The sequence below is a fragment of the Pseudomonas sp. CCI1.1 genome (assembly GCF_034348165.1).
Lineage (GTDB): Bacteria > Pseudomonadota > Gammaproteobacteria > Pseudomonadales > Pseudomonadaceae > Aquipseudomonas > Aquipseudomonas paracarnis.
On the sequence record NZ_CP133780.1, the window covers coordinates 256,670 to 279,624 of the forward strand.

Sequence of the window (22,955 nt, forward strand, 5' to 3'; positions counted from 1 at the left end):
TGTGGCCAGAGATTGCTCCCGCTGGGCTGCGAAGCAGCCCCAAAAAGCTTGCGGGCGCTGCGCACCCGAGCGGGAGCAAGCTCTGGCCACACAAGCTCGCGCCTACAGTAATCGCTCACATGGCCGTTAACCTCTCAAGTCGCCACTAACAAGAGAGAAAAGCCATGCGTCTGAGTTTGAAGGCCAAAGTCCTGGCCCTTGCTGTCGTGCCGGTGTTGTTGTTTGCCGTGGTCATCAGCCTGACCACCGTGTGGATTCTGCAGGGCCAGGCCCGCAACGAGGTGGATGAAACCCGTCAGCGCCTGCTCAACGACGCCAAGGCCACCCTGCAAAGTTATGTCGAGGTGGCTATGACCACCATCAAGCCGCTCTACGACGCGGCAGCCCCCGGCGACAGCGCGGCGCGGGCGCAGGTGGTCAAGTTGCTGTCCAATACCAGCTACGGCAAAGACGGCTATTTCTTCGGCTACGACTCCGAGACCATCCGCCTGTTCAAGGGCAACAGCCCGGACGGCGTAGGCAAAAGCTTCAAGGACAACCGCGACCCCAACGGCGTCTACGTCAACCGCGACCTGGTCAAGGTCGGCAAGGACGGCAGCCACTACCTGCAATACAGCTCGACCCAGCCCGGCCAGACCGAACTGGTGCCCAAGCTCGGCTATACCGAGTACCTGCCCAAGTGGGACATGGTGATCGGCACCTCGGTGAACCTCGATGGCATTGACGCCCAAGTGGCGGTGGTGCAGGCAAAAGTCGAGAAGCGCATGCAAGGCGTGCTGTTGAGCATCCTCGGCGTGGCCGTGGTGGTGTTGCTGGTGATCGCCGCCGTGGGCATGCTGCTGGCCAATACCATCCTGCGCCCGCTGCACCTGATGAAAGCCAACCTCGATGACATCGCCGCGGGTGAAGGTGACCTGACCCGCCGCCTGGCCATTACCAGCCAGGATGAACTCGGCGACCTGGCCGGTGCATTCAACCGCTTTGTCGATAAAATCCACGGCCTGGTGCGCCAGATCACCGACATGACCGCCCAACTCACCGGGTTGGTGAGCCAGGTGTCCGACCAGGCCCAGCGTTCCGAACAGGCCATGGAACGCCAGCGCCACGAGACCGACCAGGTGGCCACTGCGATCAACCAGATGTCTTCGGCGGCGCACGAAGTGGCACGCAGTGCCCAAGGCGCCGCCGTCGCTGCGCAGCAGACCGACGCCGAAGGCCAGGCCGCCAAACGTGTGGTAGACGGCAGCATCGCGCAGATCCATGCGCTGGTGAACGACATTCGTAGCAGCGGCGTGTCCCTGGACAGTCTGCAGCAGGATGTGTCGTCAATCGTCAGTGTGCTCGGCGTGATCCGCTCCATCGCCGAGCAAACCAACCTGCTGGCGCTCAACGCTGCCATCGAGGCCGCACGGGCCGGGGAGGCTGGGCGTGGCTTTGCCGTAGTCGCCGATGAAGTGCGCGCCCTGGCCAGTCGCACCCAAACCAGCACCCAGGAAATCCAGGGCATGATCGATCGCCTGCAAAAAGGCACCGAGGCGGCCGTGGACGCTATGCGCCGCTCCAGCGATGCCGGCGACGGCACCTCGGCCCAGGCAAACCAGGCCGGCGCGTCCCTGGACACCATGGCGCAACTGATTGGCACCATCAACTCAATGAACGCCCAGATCGCCAGCGCCGCGGAAGAGCAGACCGCCGTGGCGGAAGAGATCAACCGCAGCGTGCATCAGATTGCGGTAGCGGTAGACAGCGTGGCGGACGAAACCCAACTGGGCGCTCAGACGTCTCGCAGTCTGGCCGACCTGGGCCAGCGCCTCGGACAGTTGGTGGGCCAGTTCAGGATCTGACCCATTCAACCCATGGCAGGGTTTAAACGTCGCGCATCAGCAGGCCAAAGCGCAGGTCCATCTGCGCCGGAATCGGCACATACACCGTATGCCCGTCCCCCGGCGCCACCTCAATGCTTTCGCCCTTGGCGTTATGCAGGCTCGGCAAGTCAAAATGAAAATTGCCCGCGGGCGTCATCAACTCCAGGTGGTCGCCCAGCGCAAAGCGGTTCTTGACCTTCACCTCCGCCAACGCGCCACGGCGCTCGCCGGTCAGCTCCCCGACAAACTGCTGGCGCTCGGAAACCGAGCTGCCGTTCTGGTAGTTCTGGTATTCATCGTGCACGTGGCGGCGCAGAAAACCTTCGGTGTAGCCACGCTGGGCCAGGGACTCGAGGTTGGTCATCAAGCCGCGGTCAAATGCACGCCCGGCCACTGCGTCATCGATGGCCTGGCGGTAGACCTGGGTGGTGCGCGCGCAGTAAAAGTGGGACTTGGTGCGGCCTTCGATCTTCAACGAATGCACGCCCATCTGTGCCAGGCGCTCCACATGCTGCACGGCCCGCAGGTCCTTGGCGTTCATGATGTAGGTGCCGTGTTCGTCTTCGAAGGCGGGCATGGGTTCATCGGGGCGATTGGCTTCCTGTAGCAGGAACACCTGATCGGTGGGCGTGCCGATCCCTAATGTGGGTTGATATTCATGGACGATATCGCCAGTGGCATTCTCCACTGCCGGCGTGGCCTGGTATTTCCAGCGGCAGGCATTGGTGCAGGTGCCCTGGTTGGCATCGCGCTTGTTCATGTAGCCCGACAGCAGGCACCGCCCGGAATAGGCCATGCACAAGGCGCCATGTACAAACACCTCCAACTCCATCGCCGGCACTTGCTGGCGGATTTCGCCGATCTCTTCCAGGGACAGCTCCCGCGACAGAATCACCCTGCAAATACCCTGTTGCTGCCAGAACGCCACGCTGGCCCAATTCACCGTATTGGCCTGTACCGACAGGTGAATCGGCATCTGCGGGAAGTGCTGGCGCACCAGCATGATCAACCCCGGGTCGGACATGATCAGCGCATCCGGGCCCATGGCGATCACCGGCGCCAGGTCCTTGAGGAAGGTCTTGAGCTTGGCGTTGTGGGGCGCAATGTTCACCACCACGTAGAAGCGCTTGCCCAGGTCATGGGCTTCGTGGATGCCGAGGGCCAGGTTGGCGTGGTCGAACTCGTTGTTGCGCACCCGCAGGCTGTAGCGCGGTTGGCCGGCATAGACCGCATCGGCACCGTAGGCGAAGGCGTAGCGCATGTTTTTCAGGGTGCCGGCAGGGGCGAGCAGTTCGGGGGCAATCATCGAGGGCATGGCTGTAGGTCGCAAAAGGCGCGAGGGTAGTGCAGGGCCGGGCGCCGTTCATTGATCCACGTCTACGCATGGCGATCTATGCTTGTTCGATAAACAAGGGCACTCCCACGTTTGGCTGCGGACTAAGCAACAGGGCCGCCATCGGCCCTGTTTTTCTGACATGGACCGGACATGAATCAAACCAACCTGCAATTCAAAACCCTGTTGCTGCTACTGGCCTTGGTCACCGTGGCTTTTATCTGGATATTGCTGCCGTTCTACGGCGCGGTGTTCTGGGCCGTGATCCTGGGCATTATCTTTGCGCCGATGCAGCGCCGCCTGCAGCAGCGTTTTAGCTGGAACCGCAACCTGACCTCCCTGACCACCTTGATGGTGTGCCTGGTGATCGCGATTCTGCCGGTGATCATCACCAGTGCTTTGCTGGTGCAAGAGGGGGCCACGCTCTACAAAAACATCGAGAGCGGCAAACTCGACGTAGCGGGTTATATCGAGCAATTCAAGAACGTCCTACCACCGTATTTCCAGCAGTTGCTCGACCGTTTTGGCATGGGCAACCTCGAAGGGCTGCGGGAAAAGGTCGTCAAGGGCGCGATGCAGGGCAGTCAGTTCTTTGCCTCTCAGGCGTTCAGCTTCGGCCAGGGGACGTTTGATTTCCTGGTGAGCTTTTTCATCATGTTGTACCTGCTGTTTTTCCTGCTGCGCGATGGCCCGGAACTGGTACGCAAAGTGCGCACAGCCGTACCGTTGGCCGAGCCGCAAAAGCGTCGCCTGCAGCTCAAGTTCAACCGCGTGGTGCGCGCCACGGTCAAGGGCAACGTGCTGGTGGCTGTGACCCAAGGTGCGCTGGGAGGTTTGATCTTCTGGTTCCTGGACATCCCCAGTGCCTTGCTCTGGGCCGTGCTGATGGCGTTCCTGTCGCTATTGCCAGCGGTGGGTGCCGGGCTGGTCTGGGGGCCGGTGGCGGTTTACTTCCTGTTGAGCGGTTCGATCTGGCAGGGCGTGGTGCTGGGGCTGTTCGGGGTGTTCGTGATTGGCCTGGTGGACAACGTACTGCGCCCGATCCTGGTGGGCAAGGACACCAAGATGCCGGACTACCTGATCCTGATCTCGACCTTGGGTGGCCTGTCGGTGTTCGGCCTTAACGGCTTTGTCATCGGGCCGCTGGTGGCGGCGTTGTTCATGTCGTGCTGGGCGTTGTTCGTCGAAACCAAGCCGCGGGTCAAGTTGCCGCTGCCATAGCGTTCAGGCTTCTAGCCTGAAGTCGGTTGCCATTCGGCGTTGTGTTTCGGCATCCGATAACGAAGTGAGCGGGCCGCTGATCGGCTCGCCATCGCGCACCACATACCAGCAGGCGAGCAAGCCCAGTTTGCGCAGAGGGGCGGGGACGGCGCTACCGATGACAGACATGATTTGAACAGTGGGCATAAGTACCTCCAAACGTTATGGAGGTCACCTTACGGTTTGCCGGTGCTTGGGAAAAATCACCTGGCTCGATAGTCGACATCAATGCCAGGCGTTAATCCACCACCTGGTCGAGCATGTTCACCACTTCGTGCTCACTGAGCAGGCCCTTGCGCACCAGGTTTTCGGCCAGCAATGCCAGGAACTTGGCGCTGCGATGGCCTTCAAGGTGCTTGAGTTCAGTCAAAGCGTTATAGACCTTGCTGGAGGTGCACAGGCCGGCGGTGCGGTGCGGGTTTTGCGTGGGCATGGTCAATCGTCCTTAATTGTTATTGGCTGGACTGGGTCGATAGTGCGACTGTTTTGTGACGCAAACATGACAGCGCAGCCCGCCATCGATCAAGAGGATATTCGACGCTCATGATGTGGGATTGGCGCTCGTGCGTTGTTCTCACAGCGACATCGGCAGGATAAATCCGGACTTTTCAGGATCGAGTAGGAGGCGGATTCACATCCGCCGTCCTCTCACACCACCGTACGTACGGTTCCGTATACGGCGGTTCAGGTTATACGGTTAAGTCGGTTTATCGTATCCAGTATCGAGACCAGCCCGAGGCGGTCCCACAGCTTCTTCGGCAACGCCTGATTCATATGGGGCGCTCCCGAGTTCCACCATGGGCCTCGGCCATTGACTGCCGATTTCCACGCCCGCGCCGCATTAAGTCCCAAGCGTATCAAGTTGCGCGCCCTCGTAGAGGGCCGCTTCCATTGACGCCAGACGATACAGCGAAGCTTGTGACGCACCCAGCCGTCCAATTCCTCAAGTGGCCGTCTGCTCTGGCTCAGCTTGAAGTAGCCCGCCCATCCGCGCAGCACGGGGTTTATCCGCTCGATGACAGTCGCCACCTTGTGGCCCCGCGCTTTACGTAGCAGCTCTCTGAGCCGGTCGCGCAAGCGACCCAGGCTCATCGTCGCCACTCTCAGTCTCGGTTGCTGATGCCAGCTCATCCCGTAACCCAAGTAATCACACATCCAAGACCCGGCTACTCGGCTCTTATCCCGATTCAGCGTTAGTTTCAGGCGCTGATTCAGGAAGCGCTCAACACTGGCCATCACTCGTTCGCCAGCACGAGGGCTGCGCACATAGATGTTCGCATCGTCGGCATAACGCACGAAGCGATGACCCCGCCGTTCCAGCTCGCGGTCGAGTTCGTTGAGCAGGATGTTCGACAGCAACGGCGAGAGCGGGCCGCCTTGCGGCGTCCCTTCCTGCCGTCGGCTGGCGATCCCACCCGACATCTCACCGGCTTGGAGGTACCGCCGGATCAGTCTGAGCACGCGTTTATCTACGATTTGGCGCGCCACGTACGCCATCAGGAGATCGTGGTTGACCCGGTCAAAGAATTTCTCAAGATCGAGTTCCACGCACCAGCGATGCCCTGCCGCCACATGGGCGCGGGCTGTCTCGATGGCTTGGTGGGCGCTTCTGCCCGGACGGAAGCCGTAGCTGTAATCCGAAAACAGCGGGTCGAAGATCGGCGTGAGCTGTTGCAGCAGTGCCTGTTGGATCAGGCGATCCACGACGCAGGGAATGCCCAGTTGTCGGGTGCCGCCTTTGGGTTTGGGGATGTCGACGGCGCGTACACCTTGCGGGTGGTATTCGCCGGCCAGCAACCTCCTCTGGAGGATCGGCCAATACTGATTCACGTAGTCCGCCAAGTCGTCGACCGTCATGCCATCGGCACCCGGCGCGCCCTTGTTGCTGACCACGCGCTGATACGCACGTCTGAGGTTGGCCGGTGCAAGCACCCGCGCCATCAGCGTGTCCGGCTCCGCGTTCGTCCACGTCACAGATGCCGTCGATACCTTTGCGCTGTCAGCCGTCATCCTCGGATTCTGTCCGGGACTCGGAGTCACAGTCTTCTCTTGGAGAAATTTCTGCATTTCGGTATTCAACGAGACTCTGACGCCTACTGGCGGCATAACCTGTTCGGCCCTTGGTGGCGCGGTTATTCGCCACTTACTACGGCTTCGGCTGACTTCTGCACGCTCATCCCATCGCCTCTCGACGCTCGGTAGCACACTGGCAAACGTGCAGATCTCCCAGGGTAATTCGCGCGACCTTCCTGCTTATGCCTGTCGGATCTACGTCACAGCGTTCCGTGCAAGTATTGGGCTTTGAAGATTTTGGCCTTCTTACCCCGCTGCGCCGCCTCTATCCGCTTCCTGTTCGTCAGGCCAGCATTTTGCCTCGGGCTTCCTTCAGATTCGCAGTCACCCGCGACACCCTTGCCTCTGGCTAACACTTCCCCTTGCCGGGTGTGTAGAGGACTTTCACCTCCCAGTCACCAGCGTGGCCACCACAGCCAAGCTGGTTGCGCTTGCGCGCAACGCGCCATGCCTGGCGCACCAAAAAAAGGCCCCGCGTGTGGGCGAGGCCTGTGTCTGTCAATGGATTAAAACTTACCAACCATGGCGGTAGTAGCCGTGGGGCGGGCCGTAGTAGCCGCGAGGTGGCCCATAATAACCGCGCGGTGGGCCGTAATAGACGGGCGCCGGGCGGTAGTAAACCTGCTGTTGCACATACACTGGTGGCGGTGGCGCGTAGTAGACCGGCGGCGGCGCGGCATACACCGGCTGCGGCTGCACATACACCGGTTGTTGCACGTACACCTCACGCGGCTGGCTGGCAACCACAGAGCCGACTACCGCTGCGCCGACAAGCGCACCGAACACGGCCGGGCCACCCCAACCACCACCGTGGGCGGAAGCTTGGCCGGCCATTGCGAGTGCGCCGATAAGCAAGGCGATCCTGGGAAGTTTACGCATGATGGTCATTCCTCAATTAGCCCCTGCGCTTGTGGTCTGCAATCAATAGACTCAAGGATTGTCGCGGGGATACTTTTAAGACAACGTATTTCGAGAAAACAGCACGGCCAGTGAGTAAAGGTTGTGTAAGGTCTGTACCGATTTGCTTACTTCAAGGAGTTATCCATGCAGATGCACCCCAACAAGGACACCCAACTGTGCATGTCACTGTCGGCGCGCCCTGGGAACTTTGGCCTGCGTTTTCATAACCACCTGTATGAACAACTGGGTCTGAATTTTTACTATAAAGCCTTCAGCAGCCAGGACCTGCCCGGCGCGATCGGCGGTATCCGCGCCCTGGGTGTGCGCGGTTGCGGGGTGTCCATGCCGTTCAAGGAGGCTGCCATTGCCTTGGTGGACGAACTCGACGATTCGGTTCAAGCCATCGACTCCCTGAACACCATCGTCAACACCAACGGCCACCTCAAGGCTTACAACACCGACTACATCGCCATCGAGCAACTGTTGAAAAAACACGCGGTACCCAAGGACTCCAGCTTCGCCCTGCGCGGCAGCGGCGGCATGGCCAAGGCGGTCGCCAGTGCCTTGCGTGACGGGGGGTACGCCAATGGCGTGATCGTGGCACGTAATGAGGTGGCGGGCCAGGCATTGGCCAGGAACCTGGGGTACGCGTGGCAGGCGGATCTGGGCAGCCTGCGGCCACAGATGCTGATCAACGTGACGCCCATTGGCATGACCGGCGGTGCGGAAGCGGATGCGTTGGCGTTTGACGCCGAGGCAATCGATCAGGCCGAGACGGTCTTCGATGTGGTGGCGATCCCAGCGGAAACGCCGTTGATCGTGCGTGGCCGTGCCCAGGGCAAGCGGGTGATTACCGGGCTGGAAGTGATCGCTATCCAGGCGTTGGAGCAGTTTGTGCTTTATACCGGTGTGCGGCCTACGCAGGAGCAGTTCGAGGCAGCGGTGGCCTTCGCCCGCAGCTAAAGCCTTACGCACAACCATTCGGTGATCTAACTGACGCGCACGCGATCCAACTGTGGGAGCTGGCTCGCCTGCGATGGCGGCCTGCCAGGCGACGGCTATCTACCTGACACCCCACGATCCATCTGTGGGAGCTGGCTTGCCTGCGAAGACGGCCTCACAGTCGACGCCGTAATACCGAGTACATATCCATTCCTGCGGTAACGGCTACTTAGGGTTCCGCTTTTACAGCGGCTCACTTTTGAAAAGAGCCCAAAAGTAAGCAAAAGGCTCTTGCCCCACCACTCGGCACCTCGCCTAGGCTCGGTGTGCCCGAACGCAGGCTTGAATCCGTGGGCCGCCGCCACGCGCCATCCATGGCGCGGGGCGGCTAACCCGGCGTCCTGCCGGGTTACCCACGAATTAAAGCCTGCGTTCGGCCAGCGTGGTTTAACGGGGCGCCTAAGATCAAAAGCAGAGCAAGATCAAGAGCGGCTCGCTTCGCATCGTAGTTACCGTTGGCTGCTGCAACCTACAAAGTTGTGTCGATACCAATGGCTATCGCAGGCAAGCCAGCTCCCACATGTTTATCTGCGTTATACCTGTTCCAGCTGCGTCAGCCGTTCTTCCAGTGCGGCAATCCGCGCTTCCAGCTCTTCAATGCGCTCCACCGAAACAGCCCCTGCGCTACGCTCTACCGGATTCCCCCGCGCGGTCATAATCGCTTCAATATCTGCCGGGTCCCCCAGTGCATGGGTATATCGGTCTTCCCGCTGCCCCGCCTGACGCGGCACCAGCAGCGCCAGTCCTCGTGCAATCAGGCGCTCGAGCTGATGCACAACCTGTTCGGCATCCTCAAAGTCATGCATACGCCCACTGCGGGTGAGCAACTCATTGACGGTCTGCGGCCCCCGCAGGAACAGCAGCCCGGTCAGGATCACCTGGGCCGGCACCAGTTCCAGGGCCTTGTCCACACGGTGCTCCCAGCGGTCGGCGCGGCTGCCCATCACCAGGCGCGTGAAGCCTTGGCCTTCGAGCGCGCGCAGGCTCTGGCCGACCTGGCCTTGGCTGAGGTTCATCACCGGCTCGCGGCTGGTCTTCTGGTTGCAGGCCAGCACCAGGGCGTTGAGGGTGAGGGGGTAGGTTTCCGGGTTGGTCGCCTGTTTTTCGATCAGGCAGCCCAGGATGCGGATTTCCGTGCTGTTCAGGCGCGGCTCAGGGGTGTCGGTGTCGTGCTCGGCGGTCATCGCGCTTTCCCTATGCAGTGAAGCTCACCAGCGTAATCCTCAAAAAATAAAAGACAAGCACCGGGCATGGCTATAATCGCCGCTGGTTCCAACCCTGCCATTATCAGTGAGACTGACATGACCATTTCCCTGTACGCCGCTTCTATCCCAGTCTTCAAGCAAATGCTCAACGCGTTGAGCGATGTGCTGAAGAAAGCAGAAGCCCACGCCAGCGCCAAGAACATCGAGCCCAACGCCTTGCTGCAAGCGCGCCTGTTCCCGGACATGTTCCCGTTGGTGCGCCAAGTGCAGATCGCCGTGGACTTCGCCAAAGGTGTGTCGGCACGCCTGGCCGAGATCGAAGTACCGAAGTACGAAGACAACGAAGTCACCTTTGCCGACCTGCAAGCACTGATCGCCAAGGTCCTGGCCTTCGTCGACACCATCAAGCCCGAGCAGATCGACGGCAAGGAAGGTATCGAAATCATCACCCGCCCAGGCACGCCGAAAGAGAAGCGCTTCAGCGGCCAGTCCTACCTGCTGACCTACGGCCTGCCGCAGTTCTTCTTCCACATCACTACCGCTTATGCCTTGCTGCGTCATAACGGTGTGGAAGTGGGCAAGCGTGATTACATGGGCGCGTTCTAAACTCACGCTTCAATAAAAAACCGGGGCTTGTTCTGAAATGAACGGCCTCGGTTTTTTTTTGCAGGATATTCTTTTCACCAATGCTTTGTTACATATCTTGATGCAACCAATATTAAGTAAATCTCACTCAGGAGTGCCTATTAAACTTTCAACCGAAGAACCTGGAGACCACAAACTAAATGCAGCTTTCCTCCTCTGCGTTAACGTCGACAACCCATAACGCTTATTTCGAAGATACACGCAATACCTCCGTCAGCCAGGATTCGTCTTCACGTTCGTTTGCGATGAGCCGGACCCGTCGAGAGGCTCCCGGTAACGAAGCGGTTCTATCAACTTCTGACCGTGCTCAAGCCGACAGTGAATTGGCCGCCCGTTATGCAGAAGCCCTGGAGAGTCGAGCCCGTGATGAGCACACTATTATTCCGAATATTCCAGACGCGTCGTCTCTCGGCCAATGGCGTACACAGTTGCGTAATACATTTGCAGACCCGTATCTTGCCTATGTGCTGAAGAGGCAGGGTTTGGACCCGACCACCATGGAGATCGCCCCAGACGGGACGCTGAGCGTTAAAGAAAAAAATGGAGCAATTGCCCGATTTACTTTAAAAGACCACCCTCGCTGGGCGTTATACGCAGGGCCAATTCTGGCCGCATTGAAAGCCTATGCTCCCGACGGGATAAGCTACTCGGCCGTGCGCGCCGACAGTGTACCGCTCAAGTTGATCGCCCAGTTTTATGGAGAGACGATACATAACGATTCAACCGAGGATCGAGCACGAGCTCAAGCGTTGCAAAAAAACAACGCATTTGCGACGTCGGGCGTTGGTCAAGCGCGTTCTGAAGAAACCCTGATGTTACAAAAACAACAACTTGCCGATAGACGCGATCTGCAAGCCTTCCAAGATGCCCTGGTCGAAGCTAATGCTAAGGTAGGCAAGTATCTGGATCAACAAGAGCGCTTGCATCAGAGTAACCTCTCTTTTCGCCCTGGCTTCCAGCCTCCCTATGATCGTGAAGCCGGATTTCTATCCTACCTGCAATCGCAACTGTTCACGATTGGCCCTGAATCTGGTTTCCACTTGGATAACCAACCAATGGCCGGACGACAAGTGAACCTCTTGCAGTTCATGACGGCCAATGGTTGGAAACATCCGGTTAATACAGAAGAAATGCGACAAATTGGCCTCAGTTTAGCAGAGCTCCAGTACCCACAACGGCGTCAGGATTTGGGCGGAGGACTAGCGTGGCCAACGCCGCTCGATACGACGCAACAGCAGGCGATCTACGATGCTGTTTCCTATAACGCGATGGGGCTACCCGAATTCGACCAGTTGAAATTGAGCCAAAACGCGTTCGGGTATCTGACACAAACCATCCAATGGTCCGAAGCAGAGTTGAAAGATCCCCGACAAGCGATCTTGAGGCTTTTGCAAAGCCCGGCTGCGCAGTCCTTGGGCGAAGCCTTGCGCGATAAGTTCGAGGGGGTCGGCAGTGTTGAGGACTGGGTACTTTCGGCTCTCCAGATAGGCCTCAATCAGGATGCGTTATGGAAACCGGGCGAAAAGAACAAGGTGGCCGGGTTTGATCTGTCGGCGCGCGAGAACTGGGGAAAACCGCTGTCATTTGTTCTGAAGGGGCTCACTGATCATCTGAGCAAGTCATACGGCGGTAACGCTCCTGTTGCGGCCTATCTGCCGTTGTCGCACCACGCTCCGGAATTACTGGTCAAAGATGTCCCGGATCATGTGACTTACGGCTCACCGGGTTGGGTCAGTTTGAAATCGATCGTTGCCAAAGCTGAAATGCGCTCTCCAGGTGTGGCGGCGACTAAAACATATGAGCAGTTGCTCAAAGACGACTTGAGGCCCATAGACGATGCCGGGATACAAGTGGAAGCGTTGGCGGCGCGAGAGGGGTTGATTCATTGGGCAGTGGCGGATGGGGCCATCGAAAAACGGGAGGATAACAATTATACGGATGAAGAAATTGAACGTGCCGGCGTCCTCGCCAACGAGCGCTTCGAGTTATTGACAACGGCTTCAGAAGCGCAACGCACGATATTACATAGTCGCTCGGAATTAGGGCTCAGTATATTGAGGGCCCCCTGAATTCAACACATAAGTGCAACGCTCACCCCTGTATGCACTTCGTACGGCGTCTTCCAGCCCAAGCGCTTGCGCGGGCGTAGATTGATCCTCGCTACTGTCCGATTGACGGCTTCGACGGTCAGCTTGCTGAAGTCGCTGCCCTTGGGGAAATACTGGCGGAGCAGACCGTTGGTGTTTTCATTGGTGCCACGTTGCCAGGATGAATAGGGGTCTGCAAAAAAGACCTGGCACTGGCTCCGTAGCGCGATGCGTTCATGCCCGGCAAACTCCCTTCCGTTATCCAGCGTCAGCGTGTGAGCGGCATGGCCCTGAAGCATCAGATTGATCGCCCGCGTTACCTGCCGGCGCGTTCTGCGCTTGACCGGATAGGCGCTCAGATAGCCGCTTTTGCGATCAACCAGGGTCACCAGGTTACCGCCCAGTCCATGTACCGTATCGCCCTCCCAGTCCCCCAGGCGCTCGCGGCTTTCGACCTCGGCTGGGCGTTCACTGATTGACACGCGATTACGCAGCTGCCCGCGCCGATCGTGGCTTCCATAGCGTTTCCGGTAGCGCTTTCGGCGATGTCGCAGATAGGTATAAAGCTCACCACCGGCGCGCTGTTCGGCGGCAATGAACCGATAAATCCACTCATGGCTGACCGCCCGGCTTGGCTGCTCCTGCTTCAACCGCTGGGCGATCTGCTCCGGACTCATGCCATGCTTGAGCCACACCGGGAGATGATGGCTGAGCCATGTCGCCGGCTTGCAAAACTTGCGCGCACCCGCTCGACGAGCATCACTTTCATGGGCCGCAGAAACAGCCTTGTAGATATTCTGGGTGCTGTTGCGGCGAACCTCGCGACTGATCGTCGAGGGATGCACGCCGACCCGCTTTGCAATGCTCGCCTGGCTCTCTGCGGCGCTCAAGCCAGCCTCAATCTGGTAACGTTGTCCCTGAGTCAGCTGCCGGTAATGCGTAGTCATCTGCGCTTGAATCCTTCGGTGTGAGAGCCTGGATTCTACCGGTGGCTGGCTCTCTGCCTCTCGTTTCAAGCGTTGCGCTTATTCTATGAATTCAGGCCCGTTTTCCCGAGGAAACCTATGGGAAAATAGACTTCGAGAAAAAAACAATCTATCCCACCGAGAAACACCGCGACTTAAAAGGCCCCTATTCGATATTGGATATCTATTCCGCCCCGCAGCAACATGTCAGATGGTTTTCCAATGATCCCGCTGTTCCGATTGAAAAAATAGCGGCTGACGTTCACGAGATGGGATCTTTAAACGAAGCGTTCGAATCACATGTCTTGGAGTATTTCGACGGATTTAAAGACGCCATGAGCGTGAATGTTAAACATCAGATGTCTTTGCTGCCTCAGGAGGATCAGGAGGCACTGCAGCACGGCGCGTTGAAAATCTATGGGGAGGAAAAAGTCACCCAAACCATTACATCGGCAGGTTACAAGATTCAATACGATGTTTCGGAGACTGAAGAAGTTAAAAGTAGCTCTGTATTTCTTGAGACGCTGCATAAAGGCAAGAAACGGATTTACGAATTCAATCCCGCGACGGGCGGGCTGCAGCATCGCGCAGATTTAGCGGAGGGGCTCAAGACAGGGCTGCAAGGCGAGTGGAGCCCCGTTGCTACGAATAAACCCAAGGTCAGAGTTCGATCCAACACCAAAATCAGTGAAATTAATGCCAATGATTCGGCAGAACGTAAAGAGCGAGAATCAAAGCTTCAAACTTCATCTCCTATCCAAGCCTTCAGTTCGCAGCGAACGCAGCATATAGCAGACGCAGTCACACGCCATTTTTTCAGGGCCGACGAACGTGAAACGGTGGTCAACGCGGCCAGAGGTGTCACCACGTTCGACACTGAAGTGACTGAGTTCGAAAAAATCCAGGCGGTGACCCGTGCACTGATACCGGGAGCGTCGGCGCTTCACAGTTTTCAGCAGGGTAGGGTTGGTGAAGGGCTGAAATTCCTTGCATTTGACGTGTTTGGTTTTGTTGTCGCAGGTGCAGGCGCCGTCGGAAAAATTTCAAAGATCGCGAAGGTAGGTGGGCAGCTAGGGCGCGGAGGTGTTACAGGCAGGCTGGGGCGGGCATTTATAAGCGCCGCCAACCCCTTTGCAGGCGGGGCGGCCATCGGGACTAGAGGCCTGACAGCGTTTTCTTCGGTAGTGGGCAAATTAAGCCTTGGCTGGAAAAGCGTTGCGGCTAACATTAGTGTTAACAGGGTTTTTCAGCACAAGCCGAAAAATGTAATGGTTGGCACTTCTGCGGGCGAGGACGCGACAAAGATTATCGCTCAGCTAGATTCCGTCAGTGGTAAATGGTACCGATTCAATCCGCAAACAAACGAGCGATACGGGATGCCCCTTCAGGGATTCACTGCGGCCACTTCGCCACCTTGATGGATATTCAGCCGCCATGAAAAACGCCCGAGTCGGTTCAGGAGTGAACGGCTCGGGCTTTTTTTGCTCAATCAGGCGGTCTGATCTTCTTTACCCAGGCACGCCGCCGCAGTAAACAACACATCGGTAGATGAGTTGAGTGCCGTTTCGGCCGAATCCTGCAGTACGCCGATGATGAAACCAACGGCGACAACCTGCATGGCGATTTCACTTGGAATACCAAACAGGCTGCACGCCAGCGGGATCAGCAGCAGCGAGCCGCCCGCCACGCCGGAAGCCCCACAGGCGCAAATGGCCGCGACCACGCTGAGCAGCACGGCGGTTGGCAGGTCCACGGTAATCCCAAGAGTGTGCACAGCCGCCAGGGTCAGCACGGTGATAGTGATGGCGGCGCCGGCCATGTTGATGGTGGCACCGAGGGGGATCGACACCGAGTAGGTGTCTTCATGCAGGCCCAGGCGTTTGCTCAACGCCAGGTTGACCGGAATGTTCGCTGCCGAGCTGCGCGTGAAGAAGGCGGTGATCCCGCTTTCACGCAGGCACATCAGCACCAGCGGGTACGGGTTGCGGCGCAGTTTCCAGAACACGATGGCCGGGTTGATCACCAACGCCACGAAAAGCATGCAGCCGATCAGCACCACCAGCAGATGGGCATAGCCGAGCAGGGCACCGAAACCCGAGGTGGCCAGGGTGGAGGCCACCAGGCCAAAGATGCCCAGCGGGGCGAAGCGGATCACCACGCGTACGATCAGGGTGACGCCGTTGGACAAGTCGTCCAATACCGTACGGGTGGTTTCACCGGCATGGCGAATGGCGATGCCCATGCCAATGGCCCAGGCCAGAATGCCGATGAAGTTGGCGTTCATCAGCGCACTGACCGGGTTATCCACCACGCTGAGCAACAGGCTTTGCAGCACCTCGCCGATACCGCCGGGGGCGCTTACCGTGGCGTCATGGGTGACCAGTACCAAGGCAGACGGGAACAACATACTGGCGACCACTGCAACCACGGCGGCGGAAAAAGTGCCGAGCAGGTACAGAAACAGGATCGGGCGGATGTGAGTTTCCTGACCGTGCTTGTGGTTGGCAATCGAGGCCATGACCAGCACAAACACCAGGATCGGCGCGACAGCCTTCAGTGCCGTGACAAATACCTTGCCGATAAAACCGGTGGCGCGCGCGGCCTCGGGGAACAGCAAGGCCAACACGATCCCGGCAATCAGGCCGATGACAATTTGGGTGACCAGGCTGACGCGCATTAAACGTTGCAACAGGGAAGGGGCAGCAGTCATAAAGAGTTGTCTCTAGTTTTTTTAGTAGGGCACAGCATTGCAGGCAGAAAGCACTGTAGGAAGCAGGCGCGAAGTCTAGCATGCTGTAGGACGCGTCTCGTTCGCTGCGGCATTCCGTCACCCGTTTCAGTCGGGCTTGGTCAGATCCGCACATGTTCTGTTAAGATTCATCCCTCTCATCTTTCCTATCCGTCAGCGGGCCCCTCGGGCTGTCGTTGATGTCGTTGTTTCTGGAGTTTTCATGTTGTTTCCTATCCTGCTGCTGTCAGCCGCCGGTTTTACCGTGCTGACCACAGAATTCGTCATCGTCGGCCTGTTGCCCTCGATTGCTCGGGACCTGAACGTCAGTGTGTCCCAGGCCGGGCTGCTGGTGACCTTGTTCGCGTTCACCGTGGCCGCGTTCGGCCCGTTCCTCACTGCCTACTGCGCACGCTTCCCACGCAAGCGTCTGTTCATCAGCATCTTGATCATGTTTGCAGCGGCCAATACGGTGGCGGCACTGGCGCCGAATATTTGGGTAATGGCCCTGGCCCGTTTGATCCCGGCCCTGGGCTTGCCCGTGTTCTGGGCCCTGGCCAGCGAAACGGCGGTTGACATTGTCGGCCCTGAGTTCGCCGGGCGTGCGATTGAAAAAATCGGCTTTGGCATTGTTTGCGCCACCGTATTTGGTATTCCGGTGGGCACGCTGATTTCCGATATGTTCGGCTGGCGCACCGCGTTCGCCGTGCTCGCGGTGATTGCCCTGGCCAAGGCATTGCTGCTGTACGTCTACCTGCCGGTTACCCCGGCCAAGCACCAGCAGGCCAGCTTGCGCTCGCAATTCAAGATCCTGCGCAGCCCCGTGATGCAGGGGCATATCCTGCTGTCGATCCTGGTGTTCAGTGGCATGTTCACCGCCTATACCTACTTGGCAGATATCCTTGAGCGCCTGGCCGGGTTCGACGGCACGTTGGTGGGCTGGTGCCTGATGGGCTTTGGCGCGGTCGGGCTGATCGGTAACTCCCTGGGCGGACGTGCCGTGGATCGTCATCCGTTGATTGCGTCCATGGTGTTTTGCGGGTTCATGATCGCGGGCATGGTGGCGGTGGTGCCGGCGATTCACTCGACCATCGGCCTGGCCGCGGCGATGGCGGTGTGGGGCGTGACCCAGGCGGCGATGTTCCTGGTCAGCCATGTGCGCTTGATGAAGGCCGCGCCCCATGCACCGGCGTTTGCCGCGTCGCTGAATATCGCCGGCGCCAACCTCGGCATTGGCCTGGGCGCGATGGTGGGCGGGCATGTCATCGACACCCTGGGCCTGGGCAGCCTGGGGTTTGCCGCTTCGGGGTTTATCCTGGTGTCGATCCTGCTCGCACTGTGGCTGATGACCGCCAAACCCACGGCGCTCAATGCCTGAGCGATCAGGGCAGGGCGGTAAACAACTCCCGCCGGGCACCCTCGGTAATTGCCACAATGCCGGGGTGCTTGACCTTGCGCTCCACTGAGATTGCATAAAACGACTCGGTCACTGCATCGGTCTGGCCGATCAGCGCTACGCCGTATTGGCGCACCACCTCGTCGGCGATCACGCTGGGCGCGATAAAAATTCCGCTGCCGGATTGCCCGAAGGCCTGCATCAAAGCGCTGTCGTCGAACTCGCCGATGATGCGGGGTTGAATTTGCTGTTCGGCAAACCAGCGCTGCAAACGGCTGCGCACCACGGTCTCAGCGCCCGGGATCAGCAGCGGTGCGCCCTGCAAACACTGGGGAAAATCCCCCCCATGCTGGTCAGCCAACGTCTGGGTGGCGAAAAAACTGATGCCGCATTCTCCCAGCTTCTGGCTGTAGCCCTTGATGTCCAAGTGCGTGGGCATGGGGCTGTCGGAAATCACCAGGTCCAGGCGCTGGATCGCCAGGTCGGCCAGTAAACGTTCGAGTTTGTCTTCACGGCAGGTGATGCGGATCGGTTCGCTCAACTCCATGGTCGGCGCGATCAACCGGTACACGATGGATTTGGGCACCACATCCGCCACCCCAACGCGGAACGGGATCTGCTGTTCGTCGGGCTGGGCGCGCAGCATCGCCTCCAGTTCGTTGCCGGTCTGGAACATCTGCTCGGCGTAGGGCAGCGCCTGGCGCCCGGCTTCGGTCAGTTCAAGCTGGCGCCCGACCCGCTGAAACAGGGCAATACCGAAGGTCTGCTCCAACAGGCTGATCTGCCCGCTGATGGTCTGCGGCGTGAGGTTCAATTGCTCACAGGCGCGCACGATGCTGCCGGTCTTGGCCACCACCCAGAAGTAATGCAGTTGTCGATAATTGAGCATCACGGCCTACACTTCGTAAAAATCGAAGTATACGCGAGAAAAATACGAATTTTCCTGAACTGTTCGCCTGCATAGAATGCCTCGCTATCGAGGGGCCACTACTTGGACCCAATGGTTCTAACGAGGAAGACATCATGAAACTCAATTCCCTGGGCGCGGCGTCGTTGCTTGCGCTTTCATTGATAGGGGTCAGCGGCTGTGATCAAGTCGAGAAAAGCGCGCAACAGGTGCTGGGCAAAGCCACCGAGTCGGCCAAGCAGGCGATCGATGACACCCACAAGGCCGCCGAACAGGCATTGAGTGAAGCAACCCAGGGCTTGATCAGCCCTGAGAAGCAGGAAAAAGACGCCGAAAACGCTGCTGAATCCGACACCAAAGAAACCTAATTCCCCAGCACTACCACGTCAGGACTGACCTATGGATTACCTTTTACAACTGGCCGCCAGCCCCACCGCCTGGGTCGCATTGGCTACCTTGATCGTCATGGAAATCGTGCTGGGCATCGATAACCTGATCTTTATCTCGATCCTCACCAACAAACTACCGGAGAAGCACCGGGCCAAGGCGCGGCGCATTGGTATCAGCATGGCGTTGATCTTGCGCCTGGGCCTGCTGAGCACCATCGCATTCATCGTGCAATTGACGACACCGGTGTTCGAAGTGTTCGGCCAGGCGTTCTCGTGGAAGGACATGATCCTGATCGCCGGCGGCCTGTTCCTGGTGTGGAAGGCAACCACCGAGATCCATCACAGCATGGACCCGGAGCCTGAAGAGAAGGCAACTGTCAGCAACACCGTGACCATCGGTTTTGCCGCCGCCATCGGCCAGATCCTGATGCTCGACCTGGTGTTCTCCATCGACAGCATCATCACCGCCGTGGGCATGACCGAGCACTTGCCGATCATGATCATTGCCGTGGTGGTCTCGGTGATCGTGATGCTGGTGGCCGCTGAGCCGTTGGCCAAGTTCATCAACGACAACCCGACCGTGGTGATGCTGGCCCTGGGCTTCTTGATCATGATCGGCATGACGCTGATCGCCGAAGGCTTCGGCGCCCACGTACCAAAAGGCTACGTGTATGCGGCCATGGCGTTCTCGGCTGCGATCGAATGCTTGAACATCGCCCGGCGTAACCGGCACGCACGTTTGCTCGCTGCACGCCAGTAATCGCTGAACAAACAGGCCGGCTGTGCTCACAAGAGCCCAGCCGGCCTTTTGCTGTCTGCTAGAATCGGCCCACTTGTTAGCTTGAGGTCCCCCATGAACGAGCCGATTCGCCTTACCCAGTACAGCCACGGTGCGGGTTGCGGTTGCAAGATTTCGCCCCAGGTGCTGGAAGTGATCCTTGCGGGCAGCGGTGCACAGAACCTCGACCCCAACCTGTGGGTGGGCAATGCCTCCCGCGACGATGCGGCGGTATACGCCATCGACGACGAGCGCGGCGTGGTGTCCACCACGGACTTTTTCATGCCGATTGTCGACGACCCGTTCGACTTCGGCCGCATTGCCGCCACCAATGCCATCAGCGATATCTACGCCATGGGCGGCGATCCCTTGATGGCCATCGCCATTCTCGGCTGGCCGGTCAACGTGCTGGCGCCGGAGATTGCCCGCGAAGTGATTCGTGGCGGTCGGGCGGTGTGCGACGCGGCGGGCATCCCGCTTGCGGGCGGGCATTCCATCGACGCGCCGGAGCCGATCTTCGGTCTGGCCGTGACCGGCATTGTGCAAAAGCGCCATATGAAGCGTAACGACACGGCCACCGCCGGTTGCCGCCTGTACCTGACCAAGCCCCTGGGCATCGGCATCCTCACCACCGCCGAGAAGAAGGGTAAACTGCGCGAGGCGGATATCGGCCTGGCCCGTGACTGGATGTGCACCCTCAACAAGCCTGGCAGCCGTTTCGGCAAGTTGGCCGGCGTGATGGCCATGACCGATGTCACCGGTTTCGGCCTGCTCGGCCACCTGGTGGAAATGGCCGACGGCAGTGGCCTGACGGCCCGCATCGATTATGCAAAGGTTCCGCGCCTGCCAGGGGTGGAGTATTACCTGGACCAGGGCTGTGTGCCGGGTGGCACCTTGCGCAACTTTGAAAGCTACGCCAGCAAGCTGGGGCGTGTGCAGGAACTGCACAAGCGCGTGCTGTGCGACCCCCAGACCAGCGGCGGCCTGCTGATCGCCGTTACCCCGGAGGGTGATGCCGAGTTCCACGCCGTCGCCGCCGAGCTGGGCCTGGCCCTTGAGCCTATCGGTGAACTGCTGGAGCGACAGACCAACGCGGTTGAGGTGATTTGATGGCGACGGACATCACCAATTACCGCGACATTTTCCTCAACGACCGCCCGATGATGGATACCCGCGCGCCGGTCGAATTCACCAAGGGCGCGTTCCCCGGGGTGATCAACCTGCCGCTGATGACCGACGACGAGCGCCAGCGGGTCGGCACCTGTTACAAGCAGCAAGGCCAGCAAGCGGCGATCGTGCTGGGGCATGAGTTGGTGTCCGGGGCGATCAAGGCCGAGCGCATCGAACAGTGGGCGCAGTTTGCCCAGGCTAACCCCAATGGCTACCTTTACTGCTTTCGGGGCGGCCTGCGTTCGCAGATCGTGCAGCAATGGTTGAAAACCGAAGCGGGCATCGAATATCCCCGCGTGGGCGGTGGCTACAAGGCCATGCGCACCTTCCTGCTGGAGACCCTGGAGCAGGCGACTGCCCAGTGTGATTTCGTACTGCTGGGCGGCATGACCGGCACCGGCAAGACCGAAGTGCTCGGCCAACTGCGCAATGCGCTGGATTTGGAAGGGCACGCCAACCATCGCGGTTCCAGCTTCGGCAAGCGTGCTACGGCGCAACCGTCCAATATCGACTTCGAGAACCGCCTGGCGGTGGACCTGTTGAAGAAGCGCGCGACGGGCATTGACCAGTTCGTGGTCGAGGACGAGAGCCGCATGATCGGCAGCTGTGCGCTGCCGCTGCCATTGCACAAGGGCATGCAGACGTTTCCGATGGTGTGGCTGGAAGACAGCGTCGAGGGCCGTGTCGAGCGCATCCTGAAGGATTACGTGGTGGACCTGTGCGCCGAGTTCATTGAGGTGTTTGGGGAAACCGGCCAGCGATTATTTGCCGAGCGCCTGACCCAAAGCCTGGCCAATATTCACAAGCGACTGGGCGGCGAGCGTTTCCAGCGGTTGCAGGCGGTGTTGCAGGATGCCCTGGCCGAACAGGCACGCAGCGGCGCAGTGGAGTTGCATCGGGTATGGATTGAAGGTTTGCTGCGTGAGTATTACGACCCGATGTATGCGTTCCAGCGCGAAAGCAAGGGCGCGCGTATCGAGTTTGCCGGGGAGCAGGGTGCAGTGGTGGAGTATTTGCGCGAGCGGGCGGCCCGGGTGGGGTGACCTTTGGGACGCCATCGCAGGCAAGCCAGCTTCCACCTTTTGAAGTGTGAATACATACAAAGGTGGGAGCTGGCTTGCCTGCGATGAGGCCATCGGCCCCACTGAAAATCTAAAGAATTACCGCTCCAATCAACCCACACACCACCCCCACCAGCATGGTCAAGCCGGCCACCGTCACCAGCACCCGCGCATCGAAATCCTTGCGCAGCATCAACAGCGACGGCAGGCTCACGCTCGGCAGGGTCATCAGCAAGGCCACGGCCGGGCCGGTGCCCATGCCCAGGGCCATCATGGTTTGTACGATGGGAATCTCTGCCGCTGTCGGAATCACAAACAGCGTGCCCACAATCGCCAGCGGCACCAGCCACACCAGGCTGTCGGCCATCGCTCCGTCCACATGGGGAAACAACCAAACCCGTGCCGCGCCGAGGATCAGCACCGCCAGGATATAAACCGGGATAGTGCTCCAGAACAGCTGCCACAGCGTGCGTAACCAGCGGCTCAAGAACGGTTGCGACTCCACTGTGCTGACGTCGGCAACGGCTTCAAGTGCTGCTTCCGGCACGTGGTCCGGGCGCGCAATGCGCTGTGCCACCAGGGACACGCCCACCACCAGCACAATCCCCGCCACCAGCCGCAGCGCGGTGAAACCCCAGCCCAGCACAAAGCCCATGAATACCAGTGTGGCCGGGTTCAATACCGGGTTGGCAATCCAGAACGCCAGCGCCGCGCCGACCGACACTTGCTGGCGGCGCATGCCCGCCGCCACCGGGGCCGCGCAGCAGCTGCACATCATCCCCGGCAGGGCGAACAGCCCACCGCGCAGGGTCGAGCCCAGCCCGGCGCGGCCAAACAGGCGCAGCAGCCAGTCGCGAGGGATCAATACCTGCAGCAATGAACCGAGGATCACTGCCAGTACGGCGGCTTTCCAGATGGCCAGGAAATACACCTGGGCATAGGCCAGCGCCGCCGCCAGGGGCGAGCTTTGCTGGTCATTGAGAATCGAGGCGCCAATGCTGTGGTTGTCGGCCGCTACAAACGCCTTGAGGTAGTAGGGCGACCACTTCACATAGTAGAGGCCGATGCAGGCCACCAGGAGAAACAGCGCAGGTTTGCACCAGAATGCCCAGCCGCGGTTGGGCTGGGTGGAAGCGAGGTTGGACATGGAGAGGATCCGCAGGTGAGTCGATAGCCCGGCATCATACGCCC

The 22,955-nt window shown here is 59.4% G+C and carries 21 protein-coding genes and 1 pseudogene; 12 read left to right on the top strand and 10 right to left on the bottom strand.

The window, feature by feature from the left end; translation table 11 throughout:
• Positions 1–164: 164 nt before the first annotated feature.
• Positions 165–986 (top strand): annotated as a pseudogene (locus tag RHM69_RS30985) (cache domain-containing protein); the annotation flags it as partial.
• A 102-nt stretch (positions 987–1,088) separates the two neighbouring features.
• Positions 1,089–1,844, top strand: a complete 756-nt coding sequence (locus tag RHM69_RS30990; protein WP_370004746.1) for a methyl-accepting chemotaxis protein — start codon at positions 1,089–1,091, stop codon at positions 1,842–1,844.
• A gap of 22 nt (positions 1,845–1,866) precedes the next feature.
• Here RHM69_RS30990 and yegQ read toward each other — a convergent pair whose 3' ends face one another.
• Positions 1,867–3,180 (bottom strand): tRNA 5-hydroxyuridine modification protein YegQ, encoded by a 1,314-nt coding sequence (yegQ, locus tag RHM69_RS01195; protein WP_019818664.1) that lies wholly within the window; start codon positions 3,178–3,180, stop codon positions 1,867–1,869.
• A gap of 171 nt (positions 3,181–3,351) precedes the next feature.
• Between yegQ and RHM69_RS01200 the strand changes: the two genes are divergently transcribed.
• Positions 3,352–4,419 carry an AI-2E family transporter gene (locus tag RHM69_RS01200; RefSeq protein WP_019818663.1) on the top strand — a complete coding sequence of 356 codons (1,068 nt, stop codon included), beginning with the start codon at positions 3,352–3,354 and terminating at the stop codon, positions 4,417–4,419.
• A gap of 3 nt (positions 4,420–4,422) precedes the next feature.
• On the opposite strand, the gene RHM69_RS01205 is transcribed toward RHM69_RS01200, so the two are convergent.
• The 4 genes from RHM69_RS01205 to RHM69_RS01220 all read right to left on the bottom strand — a co-directional run bounded on the left by RHM69_RS01205 (position 4,423) and on the right by RHM69_RS01220 (position 7,419).
• Positions 4,423–4,605 (bottom strand): hypothetical protein, encoded by a 183-nt coding sequence (locus RHM69_RS01205; RefSeq protein ID WP_003190283.1) that lies wholly within the window; start codon positions 4,603–4,605, stop codon positions 4,423–4,425.
• A gap of 91 nt (positions 4,606–4,696) precedes the next feature.
• Positions 4,697–4,891, bottom strand: a complete 195-nt coding sequence (locus tag RHM69_RS01210) for a hypothetical protein (RefSeq protein WP_014717949.1) — start codon at positions 4,889–4,891, stop codon at positions 4,697–4,699.
• A gap of 251 nt (positions 4,892–5,142) precedes the next feature.
• Entirely contained in the window at positions 5,143–6,564 is a 1,422-nt protein-coding gene (gene ltrA, locus RHM69_RS01215; protein WP_011805433.1) for a group II intron reverse transcriptase/maturase, read from the bottom strand.
• 480 nt (positions 6,565–7,044) lie between these two features.
• On the bottom strand, positions 7,045–7,419 hold the full coding sequence (locus RHM69_RS01220; protein WP_019818659.1) for a hypothetical protein: 375 nt from the start codon (positions 7,417–7,419) through the stop codon (positions 7,045–7,047).
• 156 nt (positions 7,420–7,575) lie between these two features.
• Here RHM69_RS01220 and RHM69_RS01225 point away from each other — a divergent pair, with 156 nt between their 5' ends.
• Positions 7,576–8,394, top strand: coding sequence for a shikimate 5-dehydrogenase (locus RHM69_RS01225; RefSeq protein WP_014717950.1), 819 nt, complete (start codon positions 7,576–7,578; stop codon positions 8,392–8,394).
• A 572-nt stretch (positions 8,395–8,966) separates the two neighbouring features.
• Here RHM69_RS01225 and RHM69_RS01230 read toward each other — a convergent pair.
• On the bottom strand, positions 8,967–9,617 hold the full coding sequence (locus RHM69_RS01230) for a YceH family protein (RefSeq protein ID WP_032903698.1): 651 nt from the start codon (positions 9,615–9,617) through the stop codon (positions 8,967–8,969).
• Between the two features lie 117 nt (positions 9,618–9,734).
• Between RHM69_RS01230 and RHM69_RS01235 the strand changes: the two genes are divergently transcribed.
• Entirely contained in the window at positions 9,735–10,244 is a 510-nt protein-coding gene (locus tag RHM69_RS01235; protein WP_019817519.1) for a DUF1993 domain-containing protein, read from the top strand.
• A gap of 179 nt (positions 10,245–10,423) precedes the next feature.
• Entirely contained in the window at positions 10,424–12,352 is a 1,929-nt protein-coding gene (locus RHM69_RS01240) for a hypothetical protein (RefSeq protein WP_322255461.1), read from the top strand.
• A gap of 2 nt (positions 12,353–12,354) precedes the next feature.
• Here RHM69_RS01240 and RHM69_RS01245 read toward each other — a convergent pair whose 3' ends face one another.
• On the bottom strand, positions 12,355–13,317 hold the full coding sequence (locus RHM69_RS01245; protein ID WP_004577240.1) for an IS30-like element ISPpu17 family transposase: 963 nt from the start codon (positions 13,315–13,317) through the stop codon (positions 12,355–12,357).
• A 194-nt stretch (positions 13,318–13,511) separates the two neighbouring features.
• Here RHM69_RS01245 and RHM69_RS01250 point away from each other — a divergent pair, with 194 nt between their 5' ends.
• Complete coding sequence (locus tag RHM69_RS01250) at positions 13,512–14,753, top strand: hypothetical protein (RefSeq protein WP_322255462.1); 1,242 nt, start codon at positions 13,512–13,514, stop codon at positions 14,751–14,753.
• Between the two features lie 71 nt (positions 14,754–14,824).
• Here RHM69_RS01250 and sstT read toward each other — a convergent pair whose 3' ends face one another.
• Positions 14,825–16,045, bottom strand: a complete 1,221-nt coding sequence (gene sstT / locus RHM69_RS01255) for a serine/threonine transporter SstT (protein ID WP_014717954.1) — start codon at positions 16,043–16,045, stop codon at positions 14,825–14,827.
• A 241-nt stretch (positions 16,046–16,286) separates the two neighbouring features.
• Here sstT and RHM69_RS01260 point away from each other — a divergent pair, with 241 nt between their 5' ends.
• Complete coding sequence (locus RHM69_RS01260) at positions 16,287–17,441, top strand: MFS transporter (RefSeq protein WP_020302054.1); 1,155 nt, start codon at positions 16,287–16,289, stop codon at positions 17,439–17,441.
• 4 nt (positions 17,442–17,445) lie between these two features.
• On the opposite strand, the gene nhaR is transcribed toward RHM69_RS01260, so the two are convergent.
• The gene (gene nhaR, locus RHM69_RS01265; protein ID WP_014717956.1) at positions 17,446–18,348 is read right to left on the bottom strand and encodes a transcriptional activator NhaR; all 903 of its coding nucleotides are present in this window, start codon (positions 18,346–18,348) and stop codon (positions 17,446–17,448) included.
• Positions 18,349–18,482: 134 nt separating this feature from the next.
• Here nhaR and RHM69_RS01270 point away from each other — a divergent pair, with 134 nt between their 5' ends.
• The 4 genes from RHM69_RS01270 to mnmH all read left to right on the top strand — a co-directional run bounded on the left by RHM69_RS01270 (position 18,483) and on the right by mnmH (position 21,746).
• The gene (locus tag RHM69_RS01270; RefSeq protein WP_014717957.1) at positions 18,483–18,734 is read left to right on the top strand and encodes a hypothetical protein; all 252 of its coding nucleotides are present in this window, start codon (positions 18,483–18,485) and stop codon (positions 18,732–18,734) included.
• 31 nt (positions 18,735–18,765) lie between these two features.
• Positions 18,766–19,515, top strand: coding sequence for a TerC family protein (locus tag RHM69_RS01275; RefSeq protein ID WP_014717958.1), 750 nt, complete (start codon positions 18,766–18,768; stop codon positions 19,513–19,515).
• A 93-nt stretch (positions 19,516–19,608) separates the two neighbouring features.
• The gene (gene selD, locus RHM69_RS01280) at positions 19,609–20,643 is read left to right on the top strand and encodes a selenide, water dikinase SelD (protein ID WP_014717959.1); all 1,035 of its coding nucleotides are present in this window, start codon (positions 19,609–19,611) and stop codon (positions 20,641–20,643) included.
• Positions 20,643–21,746: a tRNA 2-selenouridine(34) synthase MnmH gene (gene mnmH / locus RHM69_RS01285; RefSeq protein ID WP_168224630.1), complete on the top strand. Its 1,104-nt coding sequence runs from the start codon at positions 20,643–20,645 to the stop codon at positions 21,744–21,746. The genes selD and mnmH overlap by 1 nt, the downstream gene beginning before the upstream one ends.
• A gap of 109 nt (positions 21,747–21,855) precedes the next feature.
• On the opposite strand, the gene RHM69_RS01290 is transcribed toward mnmH, so the two are convergent.
• Positions 21,856–22,911 (bottom strand): permease, encoded by a 1,056-nt coding sequence (locus tag RHM69_RS01290; protein ID WP_019817514.1) that lies wholly within the window; start codon positions 22,909–22,911, stop codon positions 21,856–21,858.
• Positions 22,912–22,955 lie beyond the last annotated feature (44 nt).

Bases quoted from the DNA above. Each gene is read 5' to 3' on its own strand.
- RHM69_RS30990 (WP_370004746.1), top strand. From the start codon at position 1,089: ATGGAACGCCAGCGCCACGAGACCGACCAGGTGGCCACTGCGATCAAC.
- yegQ (WP_019818664.1), bottom strand. From the start codon at position 3,180: ATGCCCTCGATGATTGCCCCCGAACTGCTCGCCCCTGCCGGCACCCTG.
- RHM69_RS01200 (WP_019818663.1), top strand. From the start codon at position 3,352: ATGAATCAAACCAACCTGCAATTCAAAACCCTGTTGCTGCTACTGGCC.
- RHM69_RS01205 (WP_003190283.1), bottom strand. From the start codon at position 4,605: ATGCCCACTGTTCAAATCATGTCTGTCATCGGTAGCGCCGTCCCCGCC.
- RHM69_RS01210 (WP_014717949.1), bottom strand. From the start codon at position 4,891: ATGCCCACGCAAAACCCGCACCGCACCGCCGGCCTGTGCACCTCCAGC.
- ltrA (WP_011805433.1), bottom strand. From the start codon at position 6,564: ATGCCGCCAGTAGGCGTCAGAGTCTCGTTGAATACCGAAATGCAGAAA.
- RHM69_RS01220 (WP_019818659.1), bottom strand. From the start codon at position 7,419: ATGACCATCATGCGTAAACTTCCCAGGATCGCCTTGCTTATCGGCGCA.
- RHM69_RS01225 (WP_014717950.1), top strand. From the start codon at position 7,576: ATGCAGATGCACCCCAACAAGGACACCCAACTGTGCATGTCACTGTCG.
- RHM69_RS01230 (WP_032903698.1), bottom strand. From the start codon at position 9,617: ATGACCGCCGAGCACGACACCGACACCCCTGAGCCGCGCCTGAACAGC.
- RHM69_RS01235 (WP_019817519.1), top strand. From the start codon at position 9,735: ATGACCATTTCCCTGTACGCCGCTTCTATCCCAGTCTTCAAGCAAATG.
- RHM69_RS01240 (WP_322255461.1), top strand. From the start codon at position 10,424: ATGCAGCTTTCCTCCTCTGCGTTAACGTCGACAACCCATAACGCTTAT.
- RHM69_RS01245 (WP_004577240.1), bottom strand. From the start codon at position 13,317: ATGACTACGCATTACCGGCAGCTGACTCAGGGACAACGTTACCAGATT.
- sstT (WP_014717954.1), bottom strand. From the start codon at position 16,045: ATGACTGCTGCCCCTTCCCTGTTGCAACGTTTAATGCGCGTCAGCCTG.
- RHM69_RS01260 (WP_020302054.1), top strand. From the start codon at position 16,287: ATGTTGTTTCCTATCCTGCTGCTGTCAGCCGCCGGTTTTACCGTGCTG.
- nhaR (WP_014717956.1), bottom strand. From the start codon at position 18,348: ATGCTCAATTATCGACAACTGCATTACTTCTGGGTGGTGGCCAAGACC.
- RHM69_RS01270 (WP_014717957.1), top strand. From the start codon at position 18,483: ATGAAACTCAATTCCCTGGGCGCGGCGTCGTTGCTTGCGCTTTCATTG.
- RHM69_RS01275 (WP_014717958.1), top strand. From the start codon at position 18,766: ATGGATTACCTTTTACAACTGGCCGCCAGCCCCACCGCCTGGGTCGCA.
- selD (WP_014717959.1), top strand. From the start codon at position 19,609: ATGAACGAGCCGATTCGCCTTACCCAGTACAGCCACGGTGCGGGTTGC.
- mnmH (WP_168224630.1), top strand. From the start codon at position 20,643: ATGGCGACGGACATCACCAATTACCGCGACATTTTCCTCAACGACCGC.
- RHM69_RS01290 (WP_019817514.1), bottom strand. From the start codon at position 22,911: ATGTCCAACCTCGCTTCCACCCAGCCCAACCGCGGCTGGGCATTCTGG.